At 64.5% G+C, this 15,862-nt stretch carries 12 protein-coding genes; 3 read left to right on the top strand and 9 right to left on the bottom strand.

Annotation, left to right across the window (positions count from 1 at the left end; translation table 11 throughout):
- Positions 1-51: 51 nt before the first annotated feature.
- The 4 genes from gudD to AC1DUR_RS14875 all read right to left on the bottom strand — a co-directional run bounded on the left by gudD (position 52) and on the right by AC1DUR_RS14875 (position 4,702).
- The gene (gene gudD, locus AC1DUR_RS14890; protein ID WP_477719686.1) at positions 52-1,386 is read right to left on the bottom strand and encodes a glucarate dehydratase; all 1,335 of its coding nucleotides are present in this window, start codon (positions 1,384-1,386) and stop codon (positions 52-54) included.
- 54 nt (positions 1,387-1,440) lie between these two features.
- The gene (locus tag AC1DUR_RS14885) at positions 1,441-2,412 is read right to left on the bottom strand and encodes a Bug family tripartite tricarboxylate transporter substrate binding protein (RefSeq protein ID WP_477719619.1); all 972 of its coding nucleotides are present in this window, start codon (positions 2,410-2,412) and stop codon (positions 1,441-1,443) included.
- 26 nt (positions 2,413-2,438) lie between these two features.
- A complete protein-coding gene (gene kdgD / locus AC1DUR_RS14880) occupies positions 2,439-3,353 on the bottom strand; it encodes a 5-dehydro-4-deoxyglucarate dehydratase (protein WP_477719618.1) in 915 nt (304 codons plus the stop codon).
- A gap of 305 nt (positions 3,354-3,658) precedes the next feature.
- Positions 3,659-4,702: a LacI family DNA-binding transcriptional regulator gene (locus AC1DUR_RS14875; RefSeq protein ID WP_477719617.1), complete on the bottom strand. Its 1,044-nt coding sequence runs from the start codon at positions 4,700-4,702 to the stop codon at positions 3,659-3,661.
- A 230-nt stretch (positions 4,703-4,932) separates the two neighbouring features.
- Here AC1DUR_RS14875 and AC1DUR_RS14870 point away from each other — a divergent pair, with 230 nt between their 5' ends.
- A complete protein-coding gene (locus tag AC1DUR_RS14870) occupies positions 4,933-7,392 on the top strand; it encodes a glycoside hydrolase family 5 protein (RefSeq protein WP_477719616.1) in 2,460 nt (819 codons plus the stop codon).
- A gap of 43 nt (positions 7,393-7,435) precedes the next feature.
- Here the strand turns inward: AC1DUR_RS14870 and AC1DUR_RS14865 are convergent, their stop codons facing one another.
- Positions 7,436-8,392, bottom strand: coding sequence for a tripartite tricarboxylate transporter substrate binding protein (locus AC1DUR_RS14865; RefSeq protein ID WP_477719615.1), 957 nt, complete (start codon positions 8,390-8,392; stop codon positions 7,436-7,438).
- Positions 8,393-8,420: 28 nt separating this feature from the next.
- Positions 8,421-9,641 (bottom strand): acetylornithine deacetylase, encoded by a 1,221-nt coding sequence (gene argE / locus AC1DUR_RS14860; RefSeq protein WP_477719614.1) that lies wholly within the window; start codon positions 9,639-9,641, stop codon positions 8,421-8,423.
- Between the two features lie 217 nt (positions 9,642-9,858).
- Between argE and AC1DUR_RS14855 the strand changes: the two genes are divergently transcribed.
- A complete protein-coding gene (locus AC1DUR_RS14855) occupies positions 9,859-10,368 on the top strand; it encodes a DUF1993 domain-containing protein (RefSeq protein WP_477719613.1) in 510 nt (169 codons plus the stop codon).
- 145 nt (positions 10,369-10,513) lie between these two features.
- Here the strand turns inward: AC1DUR_RS14855 and AC1DUR_RS14850 are convergent, their stop codons facing one another.
- Together AC1DUR_RS14850 and hmpA are read right to left on the bottom strand one after the other, a co-directional pair.
- The gene (locus AC1DUR_RS14850; protein ID WP_477719612.1) at positions 10,514-11,182 is read right to left on the bottom strand and encodes a hypothetical protein; all 669 of its coding nucleotides are present in this window, start codon (positions 11,180-11,182) and stop codon (positions 10,514-10,516) included.
- Positions 11,183-11,455: 273 nt separating this feature from the next.
- Complete coding sequence (gene hmpA / locus AC1DUR_RS14845) at positions 11,456-12,637, bottom strand: NO-inducible flavohemoprotein (RefSeq protein ID WP_477719611.1); 1,182 nt, start codon at positions 12,635-12,637, stop codon at positions 11,456-11,458.
- Positions 12,638-12,825: 188 nt separating this feature from the next.
- On the opposite strand from hmpA, the gene norR reads away from it, so the two are divergent.
- Positions 12,826-14,460: a nitric oxide reductase transcriptional regulator NorR gene (norR, locus tag AC1DUR_RS14840; protein WP_477719610.1), complete on the top strand. Its 1,635-nt coding sequence runs from the start codon at positions 12,826-12,828 to the stop codon at positions 14,458-14,460.
- Between the two features lie 218 nt (positions 14,461-14,678).
- On the opposite strand, the gene AC1DUR_RS14835 is transcribed toward norR, so the two are convergent.
- Positions 14,679-15,503 carry a hypothetical protein gene (locus tag AC1DUR_RS14835; RefSeq protein ID WP_477719609.1) on the bottom strand — a complete coding sequence of 275 codons (825 nt, stop codon included), beginning with the start codon at positions 15,501-15,503 and terminating at the stop codon, positions 14,679-14,681.
- Positions 15,504-15,862: the final 359 nt, after the last annotated feature.

The raw sequence follows: 15,862 nt of genomic DNA, 5'->3' as shown, positions 1-15,862 counted from the left end.
CGGTTGTCGTCTTTCGGTATGTTTCGGTGGCCAATTTTGAGCCACCAATTTTCAGCGGTCGAACGCAGGGCGCTTGGGGTTGAATTTCCAGCCCGGAATCAGGCTTTGCATGGCGACAGCGTCATCGCGTGCACCCAGGCCGTGCTGCTTGTAGAGCTGGTGGGCTTTCTCCACCTCGGCCATGTCGAGCTCGACACCGAGGCCGGGCTTCTTCGGCACCTGTACCAGGCCGCCCACGATCTGCAGCGGCTCCTTGGTGAGGCGCTGGCCGTCCTGCCAGATCCAGTGCGTGTCGATGGCCGTCACGCGGCCTGGCGCGGCTGCGCCGACATGGGTGAACATGGCGAGCGACACGTCGAAGTGGTTGTTGGAGTGTGAGCCCCAGGTCAGGCCCCAGTCGCGGCAGGTCTGTGCCACGCGTACCGAGCCGGCCATGGTCCAGAAATGCGGGTCGGCCAGCGGAATGTCCACCGATTGCAGCGACAGGGCGTGTTGCAGTTGCCGCCAGTCGGTGGCGATCATGTTGGTGGCGGTGGGCAGGCCGGTGGCGCGGCGGAACTCCGCCATGACCTCGCGGCCCGAGAAACCCTCTTCAGCGCCGCAGGGGTCTTCGGCGTAGGCCACCACATTTTTCATGTCGCGCATCAGGCGGATGGCGTCCTTGAGCAGCCAGCCGCCGTTCGGGTCCAGCGTCACCCGCGCGTTCGGAAAGCGCTCGTGCAGCGCCGTCACGGCCTCGATTTCTTCCTCGCCGCGCAGCACGCCGCCCTTGAGCTTGAAGTCGTTGAAACCGTAGCGCTCCTGCGCCGCTTCGGCCTGCCGCACGATGGTCTCGGGGGTCAGTGCTTCTTCGTGGCGTATCCGTGACCAGGCGTTGTCGGCATTTGGTTCGCTGTTGTAGGGCAGGTCCGTCTTGCTGCGGTCGCCCACAAAGAACAGGTAGCCCAGCATCTCGACCGCCTCGCGCTGCTGGCCTTCGCCCAGCAATGCGGCGACCGGCACATCCAGGTGCTGGCCCAGTAAATCCAGCAGTGCCGACTCAACGGCCGTCACCGCGTGGATGGTGGTGCGCAGGTCGAAGGTTTGCAGCCCGCGCCCGCCGCTGTCGCGGTCGGCGAACTGTTGCTGCATCTGCTGCAACACGCGCTGGTGGGCGCCTATCGGCTGGCCCACCACCAGCGGGCGCGCGTCTTCGAGGGTCTGGCGTATCTTCTCGCCGCCAGGCACCTCGCCCACGCCGGTGCGCCCGGAATTGTCGGTGAGGATCAGCAGGTTGCGTGTGAAGAAGGGGCCGTGCGCGCCGCTCAGGTTGAGCAGCATGCTGTCGCGGCCGGCGACCGGGATCACGCGCAGCTCGGTGATCAGGGGTGTGGAGGTGTTGGGCATGTTGGACATGGAAGGGGTCTCAATCGCTTTGAATCTTGAATCGTTGAATCAGCCTCAATCGGCGGTAATTTTTCCAGTGTCTATGACTTTCTTCCAGCGCGCAAACTCCTGCTGCTGGAAGGCGGCGAACTGGGCCGGCGTGTTGCCGACGATTTCAAAGCCGACGGACACGAATTGCTGCTTGACCTGCGGGTCATTGAGCGCGGCAATGACGGCGGCATGGGCCTTGTTGCGCACGTCGGCGGGCAGGCCCTTGGGCGCCACGACGGCTTGCCAGGAGTACACCTCCAGGCCTTTCACGCCGGCCTCGCCGAACGTGGGGACGTCGGGCAGGATCGCGGAGCGCTTTTGCGAGGTGATGGCCAGGGCTTTCAGCTTGCCGGACTTGATGTGCTGCACCACGGCATTGATGTTCTGGAACGAGACGTCGACCTGCCCGCCAAGCAGGTCGGTGATGGCCGGTGCCCCGCCCTTGTAGGGAATGTGTGCGCCGCTGGTGCCGGTCAGCTGCCAGAACAGCTCGGCCGTGAGATGGTCGCTCGACCCGTTGCCGGAGGAGGCGAAGGACATCTTGCCGGGATTCATCTTGTTGTAGGCCACCAGCGCGCCGACGGTCTTGTAGGGCGAGTTGGCCGGCACCACCAGCACGTTGGGCGCCTGGACGGCGACGGTGATGAGGTCAAAGTCTTTCAGCGCGTCGTATTGCATGCCCTTGATCAAATGCGGTGCAATGACCAGCGGGCCGAGTGACGTCACGAGGAAGGTGTAGCCGTCGGGCGCCGCGCGCTTGACCAGTGTGGCGCCAATGGTGCCGGTCGCGCCGGCCTTGTTGTCGACGACAAAAGGCTGGCCCAGGCTCTGGGTGAGCTTGGGGCCGATGGCACGGGCGACGGTGTCGGTCGAGCCGCCGGCCGGGAAGGGCACCACCAGCGACACGCTCTTGGTGGGCCAGGTTTGGGCCTGTGCGCCTGCGGCGATGGCCGCTGCGGCCAGACCCATCACGAGGGTAGATAAAAGTTTTTTCATGAAGATGTCTCGTGGGATGGCGGCGCTCACTGGGCGCCGAGTTTGGCGATCAACTGGCCGAGCTGTTCCATCTCGGCGGGCTTGAGGTCCGACAGCGGCGGGCGCACCGGTCCGGCGGTGTGGCCCACCAGCGTGGCGCCGGCCTTGACGATGCTCACGCCGTAGCCCTGGCCCTGGTTGCGCAGCGCAATGTAGGGCAGGAAGAACTCGTCCAGCAGGCGGTTGGTGGTGGCGGTGTCGCCGGCATGGTGCGCGTTGTAAAACTCTATCGCCGTGCGGGGAATGAAGTTGAACACGGCAGACGAATAAACCGGGCAGCCCATGGCCTGGTAGGCACCGGCAAAGACCTCCGCCGTGGGGAGCCCGCCGAGGTAGGCGAAGCGGTCGCCCAGCTTGCGGCGAATGGTGACGAAGGACTCGATGTCGCCGATGCCGTCCTTGAAGCCGATCAGGTTGGGGCAGCGGTCGGCCAGTATCAGCAGGGACTCCGGCGTCAGGCGGCAGCCGGCGCGGTTGTAGACGATCACGCCGAACTTGACGCTCTTGCACACCGCCTCGACGTGGGCCACCAAGCCCTCTTGTGTCGCCTCAGTCAGGTAGTGCGGCAGCAGCAAAATGCCCTGGGCGCCCAGCCGCTCGGCTTCCTGCGCGTAGCGAATCGCCAGCGTGGTGCCGCCGCCCGCGCCGGCAATGATGGGCATGCGGCCCTGGCAGGTCTGGATCGCGGTGCGCACGACGTCGCTGTACTCTTGCGGCTCCAGCGAGAAAAACTCGCCGGTGCCGCCGGCTGCAAACAGCGCCGTGGCGCCGTAGGGCATGAGCCACTCCAGCCGCTCGGCGAAAGGCTTTGCGGCAAAGCGCAACTGGCTGTCGAAGTCGGTCAGGGGGAACGAGAGCAGGCCGTAGGAGATGATTTTCTTGAGTTCTTGCGGGGTGGTCATGCGAAAGAGGTCCATGAAGAAGTGGATGGTTAGACAGACTCGGCGCCTTGATCATTGCAAGGTAGCGCTACCATCTGAGATCTGAATGGTAGCGCTACCGTTTTAAAAAATCAAGCAAAAATTGATGAGGGGTATTACGTATCAGGTATCCATCAGGCCCATATCCGGCCTGTCGGGCAGATCCGCGCATCTCCAGACATTTCCTGACCTCTTCAGGCATCTCCAGACCTTTGTGGGCCTGTCCGGTCGTCCGGTCATGGGCGGGGGCAAATACCGGCCGCTATCCGGCCGCTGCCCGGCGTCCATCAGGCGCTGTCGCGCTCGACAATCGTGAAGCCGATGTCGATGACCCGCTGCTCCACCGGCCGGCCTTCCGCCCGTTCCACAATGAAGCGGGCGGCTTGGCGGCCGATGGCCGTGCCATCAATGCGCACCGTTGTCAGGGCGGGGTTCAGGTCGGCGGCAAATTCCAGGTCGCCAAAGCCCACGACGGCCAGTTGCCCCGGCACCGCGATGCCGCTGGCTTGGGCCTGTGTCAGAACGCCCAGCGCCAGCAAGTCGGAACTGCAAAAGACGGCATCAATGCCGCCTGCGTTCTGCATCAGCTCGATCAGCGCATTGCGGCCGCTTTTCACGGTGGTGGGGGCGGGCACGGTCACCATCCGGACCTCGGGCAGGCCCGCCGCCCGTGCCGCCGCCTGGAAGGCCTGGTGGCGGCGCGTCGAACGCTCGTCGTCGCCCGCCACGATCGCCAGGCGGCGCCGTCCCTTGGCATAGAGAAAATCAACCACCGCGCGCCCGACATCGACGTGGGAAAAGCCGACCAGCATGTCCAGCGGGGTGGGCGTGAGGTCCCAGGTCTCGACCACGGGTATGCCGGCGGCCAGCAGGCGTTTGCGCCCCTCGGGGGAATGCATGATGCCAGTCAGCACAATGCCATCCGGCCGGCGGCCAATGATGGCGTCCAGCAGGGCATCCTCGCGCGAATCCACATAGCCGCTCTGGCCGAGCATCAACTGGTAGCCCTGTTCGGCCAGGGCATCCGTCAGGGCCTGCACGGTTTCCAGGAACACCGGGCCGTTGAGGGTGGGCACAACCGCCGCGACCAGGCGGCTGCGCGATGAAGCCAGGCCGCCGGCGAGCCGGTTGGGCACGTAGCCGGTACGCTCCACCGCGTCGGTGACCTTCTTCAGCACCTCGGCCGAAACCTGGGCGGGGGTGTTCAGGGCGCGCGATGCGGTGATGGGCGCCACGCCGGCAAGCTTGGCCACGTCATGCAGGGTGACGGCGCCGCTGCCCCGGCGGGTTCGTCGCGTCTGGGTGTCCGTTGGCGTGTCCTCATGGTTCATGGGCCGATTCTATCGACGATAGCGCTACCAGTCATGCGGGCAATTTGCCGGCACCATGTATACATGGCGCCAGCGCTGCCGGGAATTGTTGCGGGTGTTTCATTTGCCAGACCGGGGCTTGGCATCAAACTAAGGTTCAGACCAGTACAGACCAAGGTTCAAACCAAGGTCCAAACCAATATCCCGATGGGCCCGGCTTTTCGGCCAGCCCAGGAAGAAAAACAAGCTCCATGCAAAGACGTGAATTTTCGCAAGCCGCCGCCGCGGTGGCCACGCTGGCCACCTTTGGCTCCCTGATCCCGGCGGCGCGGGCAGCACCGGCGGGCCCTCTGCCGGACAAGGGGGCGGCGCAGCCCGACGGCAGAAACACCGCCCGGGTGGCGATGGGCACCAATCTTTCGGGCATGGAATGGGCCAAGCCAGGGCTGCGCTATGGCATGAGCAGTGCGCCCAATCTGCATTTCACCGTCCCGCGCAAGGTCGATGTGGCCTACCTGGCGGCCTGTGGCTACACGAGAAACCGCTTGCCCATCCAGTGGGAGCTGTTGCAGCCGATGCTGCACGACACCCCGGCCAACGCAGCGGCGAAGGCGGCGATTGGCAACCCGGGCGCCTTTCACCCCACGTATGAGGCCTACATCACGGGCGTGCTGGATGCCCACGCGGCGGTCGGCATGAAATGCATCATTGACAACCACAACTATGGCCGTTACCAGGACTTCCGGTTTCAGCCCGACGGGTCCGTCATCGGCCTGACCACGCCGCCGAATCCCTTGCTGCGGCCCTACACCACCGAGGCGGCCCAGGTGCAGGTGCGGATTTTTTCGCTGGCGCCTGGCGCCACGCTCACACAGGCCCACTTCGTGGATTTCTGGGCGCGCGCCGCGACGAAATGGCGGAATCACCCGGGGTTTGGCGGCTATGGCCTGATGAACGAGCCCCACGACATGCCCAAGCCCGGCGGGGTGATTGCGTCGAATGAAGAAGCCGTGAAGGGGGCGGAAGACCTCACCATCTGGCCCGCCTATGCGCAGGCGGCGATCGAAGCCATTCGCGCCATCGACACGGCCAATCCCATTTATGTGGCGGGAAACCAGTACAGCTCGGCCATGGTCATCGGAACCAAAAATCCCGGCTTTCCATTGCGTGGCAACAACCTGATTTATGAAGTTCACATGTACCTGGATGCGTTCAGCAATGGCGCCTCGTTTGACTATGACGCCGAGGTGGCGAAGAACTTCAGTGCAGGATTCGGCGCCGGCGCCATCCACCCCGGCACCGGCCTGGAGCGGCTCAAAAAGGCCACCGGCTGGGCCAGGGCCGCGGGTGTCCGGCTGGCGCTGACCGAGATCGGGATGCCGATAGACGACCCGCGCTGGGAGCCGATGTTCCTGCGGGCCATCACCCATGCCTATGAATCAGGTTGCGAGATCTACAGCTGGATGGGGGGCAATCATTGGCCCATCCACAACTACGCCATCAACCATGTGCCGGGCTGGCACCAGAACCAGACGCTGGAGCCGCTGGTGTCCGGCGTCCTCAAGGCCTCTGCCGGCATGGAACAGGCCCTGCTCTTCGACGATGGCCCGGGCTATGCGCTGGCCGGCGCGCCCCTCACGATCACCGTCTATGCTCGTGGCAACCTCGGCCGGCCCGTCTCACTGGCGGTGGCTTTGAAAGGGAAGGGCACGCTGAGCAAGTCGCGGCTGACACTGCCGGCCGGGCCGAATGGCCAGGACAGCTTCACCTACACGCCGGCGGAGAGCGAGGTCGCCACGCTCAGCTACACGGGCGCCGGCCAGTGGACGGGCCCGCTGCCGCCGCCGCGCAAGGTGTTCTCCCTGGCCGACCCGGCGGCCTACGCTGCCACCAGCCTGGCCGATGCCGCACTGGCCATCATTGCCAAATACGGTGCCTGCAAGTGGGAGCTTGCCGACGGGCACACCGATTACCTGCTGGGTGCACCCGCTGCGGCGGGCCAGGTGGTTCGCGCCATTTCGGACTCCGGCTATGGCTCCAGCCCGGGCAATGCGATGGAAATGATCAACTGGACCAACAAGGACAGCAGCACCATGGGTGCGATGTCATTGCCCGTCCTGCGCGTGACGAACGGCCGGAGGAGCTCGGACCACACGGCGCCCGATACCTTCGGCTTCTGGTGCAAGAAATCGGCCCCGGCAGCGGGCGTGCAGCCTCGCCCGAAGAACCGGGTTCCTTACAACATCGAGGACGCCCACTTCGCCCTGGCTTGCGTGAGCATCCCGGGGAAAAGCAACACCGGCGTGGTGTTCCAGGCCTCAAAGGCAGAGGCGCGCCAGGCCTCGGAGCTCGGGTTCACCAACGGCCAGCCGCGGGCCAGCTGGCTGGATGCCAAGGGCCAGACGGTGCAGCTGATCGGCGCGGACCGCCTGCCGGCCGATACGCCTGCGGTGCTGGCATTCACCTCGGCGCCCGGTGCGCAAAAGCTGCGCGTCAACGCGCAGGAGGTCGCGAGCAACAACGCCACATTCGCCCCCAGCGTTTATTCCCAGATGCTGATCGGCTGGGGCTACGTTGGCTATTACCCGCGTGAAGGTTTCAGGGGCCATGTGTACGCGGTGATCACCGGAAAGGGCGCACCGACGCCGGAGGAGATGACGGTGCTTGAACGTTACCTGGGCACCACGGCGGGCATGGCCAGCCTGAAGTAAGGCGACACTGTCGGGACAATTCGGTTGGGACGCGTTCGTCCGCCTATTCGATCCTGGCGCCTGATGCCTTGACGACATTGGCCATGCGTTCGTAATCCACCGCCAGCAGCTTGGCAAAGTCCGCGTTGCTCATGGCCTGCGGCTCAATGCCCTGCTTGTCCAGACGCTCCAGGATGATCGGATCTTTCAGCAGCCTGGCCATGGCCGCATTGACGCGGGTGATGTCGGCCGCCGGCGTGCCGGCAGGGCCCAGCAGGCCAAACCAGGAGTTGAACTGGTAGCCCGGCAGTCCGCTTTCGGCAATGGTCGGAACGTCGGGCAGATACTTGGACCGCTTCGGCGACGTCACGCCCACCAGACGGATGCGGCTGTCCTTGGCAAACGCCAGCGCGCCTATGCTGGCGGCAATCACGGCCTGCGCACGGCCGGAAATCACCTCGTTGATGGCCTCGCCCGTGGCCTTGAGCGGCACATGCACCACATCGATGCCGGCCAGGCCGTTGAAGTAGGCCATCGAGAGGTGCGTCGCGCTGCCGACGCCGGCGGTGGCGTAGTTCATCTTGCCGGGGTTGGCCTTGGCATGACGGATGAATTCGCCCGCGGTTTTGGCCGGCACATCGGGGTGGATCATCAGCACATAGTCGGCGGTGCCGATGTGCGCCATGGGTGCAAAGTCTTTCTGCGGGTCGTAGCTGAGTTTGGTGTAGAGCGAGCCGGCGATGTTGTGGCTGGCCGCCGCCAGCACCATGGCGCCGCTGTCAGCCGGGGATTTGGCCACATAGCCGGTGCCCACCGTACCGCCGGCGCCAGGCCGGTTTTCCACGATCACCGTCTGGCCCAGCGCGACGCCCAGTTCGGTAGACATCGATCGGGCCAGGATGTCCTGCACGCCGCCCGGGGCGAAGGGCACCACGATGCGTGCCAGTTTGGGATTCGCCTGTGCCAGCACGGTGCCTGCGCCAAGTGCCAGGCCTGCGGCCATGAAATCTCTGCGGTCCATTGCTTGTTCTTTCTGTTGGTTACTGGAGTCAGTTCACGCAGATTTCGTCAGCCAGGCGGCGCATGAAGCGCTCGCACCAGGCCAGTTGCTCCAGCGTGACCCATTCATTGGGTTGATGCGCCTGCGCGATATGGCCGGGGCCGCACACGATGGTCGGCACACCAGCCTGGTGGAACAATGCAGCTTCCGTGCCAAACGACACCTTGCCGGCACCAGTGCTGCTGTCCACGCCTGCGCATCTGAAGCACAGCTGCGCAATCGCGCTGTCCGCATCGGTGGCGAAACCGGGCAGCACCGAGTTGAGCTTGTGGGTGATGCCGGTCCCGGGGGCCACGGCCTGCATGGCCGGCAGCAGGCTGTCGGCAAATGCCTTGGCCTCATGGAACAGCGCCTCCGGCGAGTTCATGTGGTGGTGACGAATTTCCCAGGTCACATCGCAGTCGCGCGGAATGATGTTGAGCGCGGTGCCGCCGGCAATCACACCGGTGTGGATGGTGGTGTGCGGCACGTCGTAAATCGCATCGAACGGCCCCTCGGCAACCAGCCTGCGGTGCATGGACTTGAGGTGGGCGACGAATTCGCAGGCGATCTCGACGGCGTTGACGCCCAGCGGCGTGAGCGAGGAGTGCGCCTCGAAGCCGCGCACTGACGTCTTGTAGGCATGCTTGCCCTTGTGCGCAATCACCACCTGCATGCCGGTGGGCTCGCCCACGATGCAGCCGGCGGGCGTGTAGCCCTGGGCCACCATGTCGGCGATCAGGCGGCGCACGCCGATGCAGCCGACTTCCTCGTCATAACTGAAGGCCAGGTGCACGGGGCGCTTGAGCTTGCGCCTGAGCAATTCGGGCACCATCATCAGCGCCGTGGCGCCGTAGCTCTTCATGTCCGTGACGCCGCGGCCATAGAGCCGGTCACCCACGATCTTTGCGGCAAATGGATCGGTATCCCATGGCTGGCCATCGACAGGCACCACATCGGTGTGGCCCGACAGCACCAGTCCGCCCGCTTTCGTTTCACCGTTTTCCGCCGGGAGCGTGGCCCACAGATTGGCCTTGTTGCCGCTGTCGTCGTACGTCAGCCGGCATTGCACACCGAGCGCTTCCAGCTGCTCGCGTGTCCATTCGATGATGGGCAGGTTGCTGTCGCGCGACACCGAGGCAAACGAGACCCATTTTTCGATCAGGGGCAGGGCGGCCAGGTCGGCGGCCAGGACAGATCGCATGGCACTGCTGGAAAGGGGGGCGTTCATGGGAGAGCCTTTGTGAAAAGTCCGCGGGCGGGACTGGCGAAAAGGATGGTGGGTCGTCAAAATCGTGAGACATCTTATCTTTTTCCGCGGAAGCCCGTGGCCTGCGGCGGGCGGTCTGCGTGCGGTGCCAGGCGCTCGCCCCCGAACCTGGCGATAACAGGCGAGAATCCAGGGTTCCCTCCCGGGTTTCCGTTTCCATCCCTTCACGAAAGAATTCATGACCAGTCCCATGTACACCACCTCCATTCCCGTCTTCAAGCAGATGCTGGGCGGACTCAGGGAGGTATTGAGCAAGGCAGAAGCGCACGCGGCCGCCAGAAAGATCGAGCCCGCCGCCTTGCTGCAGGCGCGCCTGTTCCCCGACATGTTCCCGCTGCTGCGCCAGGTGCAGGTGGCCACTGACTTCGCCAAAAGCGTGTCAGCGCGGCTGGCCGGCGTGGAGGTGCCCAAGCTCGAAGACAGCGAGCAGACCTTTGCAGACCTGCAGGCGCGTGTTGCCACGGTGCTGGCGTTTCTGGAAGGGCTGGATGCGGGGAAGTTTGACGAGGCCGCCACGCGCGAGATCGTCACGCAGGCCGGCACCCCCAAGGAAAAGCGGTTTACCGGACAGTCTTACCTGCTCAATTACGGCTTGCCGCATTTCTTTTTCCACACCACCACGGCCTATGCCATCCTGCGCCACAGCGGTGTGGAAGTCGGCAAGAAAGACTACATCGGCGCGTATTAAGCAAGAAGCCAGAAGCAGGACGCAGGAAGCAGGAAGCAGGAAGCAGGAAGCAGGAAGCAGGAAGCAGGAAGCAGGAAGCAGGAAGCACGAACGAAGCAGCAAGCTGCAAGCAGCCATGGGGCGGGGCGCAGGCCCCGGGTCCCCATCAGTGGTTGGGCAGCTTCTGGGGTACCGTTTTTGCGTAGGAGCTCGCCGGGTGGCTGGCCTGTTCTCCGCGCATCAGCATGTCTGAGTCGCGTATCGCAAAAATGCGCTCCAGATCGGTTTTCAGTTCGCTCTGGGGGTCGGGCTCATGGGATGGTTTTTGGGCCGGCTTTGGGGTCGGCGCGTGGGTAGGCGCGTGGGACGGCTCGTGGAACGATTTTCGGGCCGGCTCTTGCCACACCGAGCGGTCCGGCAGTTCCTTGTAAGGGCAGGTGTCGCCGACTTCCAGCTGCCATGAGATGCCATACAGCCACTCGGCGGCATGCGGCTCAAAACGCATGATGTCGACCATCAGCGCTTTCTGGAAAGCGACCGCATAGTTCAGCAGGCGGGAGTCCCAGTGCTTCATGACGAGGCGCACATACATGCCCTCCCCACGGCTGCGGCTGGAGACGACCAGCATCTGGCAGTCCAGCCAGCCCGGTGGAATGCCATGGCGGCGCATGACATCGCGCAGCAGAACCTGGACCAGCTGGCGCCGCAAGGAATTGGCCGACCCATCTTCGATGGTGGGCGGGCCTTCGGCGGCGATGGCCCTGGTCTTGGCCTTGGGTTTGACCGGCAGCGGTTTGGGACGGCTTTTCAGGCCAAACAGATCGTGGAAATTCATGGTGCATGCTCCCATCTGGTTGATGGCCGATTTGATATTTGTCACATCAAGTCGGCTCGCCCCTCTGCAAAACGGCTTGTAGGGCGTTACAAGGTGTTAGTGATGGTCTGCCTCCCCAACATGCGCGTCAAGTGACTTTGTTCCGCAGTGCACCAATTTTTTGCGTTATTGCCTTGTTGCAGCGCTGTGTAATCGTGTTTTTTGTGAATATTTACACGCACGTCAACATGCCGGCGGCATGCTCCGCCGGCATGGCTTCGCGATGGCGCGGCCTCAGTCCAGCGCGCTGGCCGGGCCAAAAAACTCGTAACGGGTCTGCGATTCAGGCACGCCCAACTCGCGCAGCTGTTGCCTGACCCGTCGCATGAAGGGCTTGGGGCCCAGGAAATAGGCGTCCACATCGCGCGAAGCCGGCAGCCATTGGGCCAGTTGCCCGCTGTCGACGAGGCCGGTGGCGTGAGGCCTGTCTGCCTCGCCGGCATGCTCGTCATAGACGTAAAAGTGCTGCAGTTGCGCGTGCCGCGCCTGCCGCGTGGCCAGCGCGTCGCGGAACGCATGGACCGATTTGTTGCGCGCAAAGTGGATGAAGTGCACCGGCCGCTGGCTCTGCAGTGCGGCGTCCAGCATGGCCAGCGTCGGTGTAATGCCGACGCCGCCGCTGATCAGCACCACCGGCTTGTCGCCGTCCGCCAGCACAAACTCGCCGGCGGGCGGAAACACGTCCAGCCCGCCGCCTTCCTGCAGCTCGTCATGCAGGTAGCACGACGCCACGCCGCCCGGCTCACGCTTCACGCTGATGCGGTAGTCGCGGCCATTGGGGGCTGCCGAGAGCGAATAGTTGCGGCGAATTTCCTCGCCGTTGATCACCAGCTTCAGGCCGAGGTACTGACCCGGTTGAAAGTCTGCCACCGCTGCGCCGTCTTCGGGCCGCAGGTAGAACGAGGTGATTTCTGCGCTCTCGGGGACCTTGCGCGCCACGATAAAACGGCGCGCACCGCGCCAGCCACCCGGCGCCCCGGCTGTTTCCGCATAAATTTTCTCTTCGGCGCCGATCAGGATGTCGGCGAGTTGCCCATAAGCGGCGCCCCAGGCGGCCAGCACCTCGTCGGTGGCGATCTCCGCACCCAGCACCTCGCGAATTGCGCGCAACAGGCAGGCGCCGACGATGGGGTAGTGCGCCGGCTCGATCTGCAGCGACACATGCTTGTTGATGATTTGCGCCACCAGCCCGCCCAGTTGCTCCAGCTTGTCGATGTGGCGGGCGTACATCAGCACACCGTTGGCCAGCGCCCGGGGCTGGTCGCCACTGGCCTGGTGCGCCTGGTTGAAGAACGGCCGCACCTCGGGGTGTTCGGCCAGCAGGATTTGGTAGAAATGGGTGGTCAGTGCCTCGCCGCCGCTTTCCAGCAGCGGTACGGTGGATTTGACGATGGCACGTTGTTGCGCGGTCAGCATGGGCTCTCCAGTAGGGGCAGGGCGCCCCGCACGATGCGAAGCGGACCCCTGCCGGCTATTTATTGCCAATACCCTGTACTCAATACTTGTGCCAGCTCATCCAGCTATATGAATCAACAACTTGGGACAAGCTGGAGTCAAAAAGATGCCATGCTAAAGTAGTCAATCAGATACTTGAAAGAGTCAATATGATTGCTCAGCCGATGCTGAAAGCCCTGGTCCCGCTGGTGGACGACCTGTCCCGCGAGATGCCCGACGGCGAGCGTTACCGTCGCCTGCTTGAAGCCGTGCGTGCCTTGCTGCCGTGCGACGCCACCGCGCTGCTGCGGCTCGATGGCGCTGCCCTGGTGCCTCTGGCCGTGAACGGGCTGAGCAGCGACACGATGGGGCGGCGCTTCAAAGTCGAAGAGCACCCGCGTTTCAAGCGCTTGCTGGAGGCTGACGGCCCGACGCGCTTTCCGGTGGACTGCGAGCTGCCCGACCCCTATGACGGTTTGGTGGAGGGGCTGCATGGGCACCTGGAGGTGCACGACTGCATGGGTTGCCCGGTGCAGGTCGGTGAAAAAACCTGGGGCGTGCTGACCATCGACGCGCTGAACAGCCAGCAGTTTTCAGCGGTGGACCTGGGCGACCTGCAGGCCTTTGCCAGCCTGGCGGCCGCCACCGTCAGCGTGGTGCAGCGCATGGAGCGCCTGGCCCTGCGTGCGGAAGATGAGCGCCAGCGTGCCGACACCTACCGGGAGCTGGCCGCGGAAAGCACGCCACCCGCATTGATCGGCCAGAGTGCCGCGCACCAGCGGCTGCTGGAGGAAATCGCCGTGGTCGGCAACAGCGAACTCACCGTGCTGATAACCGGCGAAACCGGCGTCGGCAAGGAACTGGTGGCGCAGGCACTGCATGCCGCATCGCCCCGCGCGGCGCGTCCGCTGATCAGCCTTAACTGCGCGGCGCTGCCCGAGACGCTGGTGGAGAGCGAACTGTTCGGCCACGTACGCGGCGCATTTTCAGGCGCGGTGACAGACCGGCGCGGCAAGTTCGAGCTGGCCAATGGCGGCACGCTGTTTCTCGATGAAGTCGGCGAGTTGTCCTTAGCTGTGCAGGCCAAGCTGCTGCGTGTGCTGCAGAACGGGCAATTGCAGCGCCTGGGCTCTGACCGCGAGCACCAGGTCGATGTGCGGGTGATTGCCGCCACCAACCGCGACCTGGCGCACGAGGTGCGTGCCGGACGTTACCGTGCCGACTTCTACCACCGGCTCAGTGTCTATCCGCTGGTCGTGCCACCGCTGCGCGAGCGCGGGCATGACGTGCTGCTGCTGGCGGGCTGCTTCCTCGAGCAAAACCGTTCGCGTCTGGGGCTGGGCAGTTTGCGGATGGACGCCGATGCCCAGGCCGCCCTGCTGGCACACGACTGGCCGGGCAATGTGCGGGAACTCGAACACCTGGTGGGGCGTAGCGCGCTGAAAGCGCTGGCGGGTATGTCGGGGCGGCCACGCATCCTGAGCCTGACGGCTTCGCATTTTGACTTGCCCACCCCGGCCAGCTGGGGTGCGCCGGCGCCTGACGCGCCCGCCAGCAAGAACGCCACAGCCCTGGAAGGGATTCCCGCCGCGGACGGCGCAGCGCCGACGGTGGATTTACATACCTCGATGGAGTCGCACCAGCGCCAGCGCATAGCGGCCAGCCTGGCGCGGCATCACAACAACTGGGCTTCGGCTGCGCGCGAGCTGGGCCTGCACCGTGCCAACCTGGTCAGGCTGGCGAAAAGACTGGGCCTTCGCGGGGAAGCCGGGAGCCCGCCTGGCAGGCTGCGTCCGGGCGCCTAAAACGCGCCGAAATAGGGAATTTGAAAGCGGACAGCGGTTCGGCCCAGGACTGGGCAACGCCCTCGGGGTTATCAGATTCCTGCCGTGTGCCGCGCGCCGGAGGCCCCGTTTTCAGCAAAGGTTGTCCGAAGACGGCCCGAAAAAAGCCGCCAGGACCTTGCAGTCCTGGCAGCTTCTGGATGGGAGTCTGTTGTAGATGGGTACCTGAGGCGGAAGGCTTACTTGTTCCCGCCGCCACCACCGCCGCCGCCGCCGCCACCACCGCCGCCACCACCGCCGCCGCCACCACCATTACCTCCGCCGCCGCCGCCGCCGTTACCGCCGCCATTGCCGCCGGCGTTACCGCCACCGCCGCTACCGCCGCCTTTGCCGCCACCGCTGCCCGCGCCGGTACCACCGCCTTTGCCCGCCGCGTTGCCGCCTTTTGCGTTGCTGGCGGTGCTGCCCGTGGTTTTGCCGGCGCGATCGGCTTTCGCGACGCTTTCAGCTTTGGCTGACTTGTTGTCAGATTTCTTGCCGGCCTTGTCGGTCTTGGAGGCGCTCACGATGGAGCCCAGCTTGACGCCCATGCTTTGGGCGATCTTTCCCCAGCCCATGCCCTGGCTTCTCATCCCCAGGATGCCGGCCATGGTGATGGGTCCGTTGGCCGTCGTGATCACGCCGCCATTCAGCGCGGCCGCAAGTTGCGCGGGGGTGGGGTTGGTGATGCCCTCTTTGGCCAGGGCAGTCTGGGCCAATGAAAGCGCAATGTTGATATTGCCGTAGCCCATCTTGCTGGTCGAGGGAGAAAAGCTCGCAGGCGGCGCACCGGTGGTGGACTCCAGGGTGATGCTGGAGCTGGTACGAAGCCCGTTGACCAGAGACCGGGCATTTTTGTCGGAACCGGCAAAGGAGCTGTAGCTGCTGGCCAACTTGTCGCCAGCCGCGCTGGTGGTCGTTGTTGCTGTGGTTGTTACGGTAGCGGTTTGCGCCCCGACCAGCCCGCCGGCCAACAGAACGAAGCTGGCGGCGCCCAACGCCACGATGGTTTTTTTGATCAACATTGGCATGACCTCACTTGAATAAACGGAGCTGCGAACTGCAGTTCTTCAGAATTCCGATCTTAGAGGCGCAATCCATGCCGACGGGTAGTCCGACAGCGCTGTTTCACATTGACACCTTTGACCGGAAAAGTAACATGTCGGTCGCTCAGGATGCAGCGCTCCAGGGTGCAGCACCGCAGCGCCATGGCGCGCGCTCGCACTATCTCATGCGCGTTCTATCAATTTGATTTGTACAGGGACATGTACAAGGACAAGGACAAGGACAAGGCAAACGACCCGTTTGCCCGGCGCCCGATGAGTTCAACGCAGGGACGGCCGCACGCGGGCGTGCACGGCTGCTTGCGGCGCTGCAGCGCCCA

The sequence above is a fragment of the Polaromonas sp. P4_F4 genome, assembly GCF_056401355.1.
Note: the sequence above shows the minus strand (reverse complement) of the source record. Positions and strands in the feature narration are given on the sequence as shown.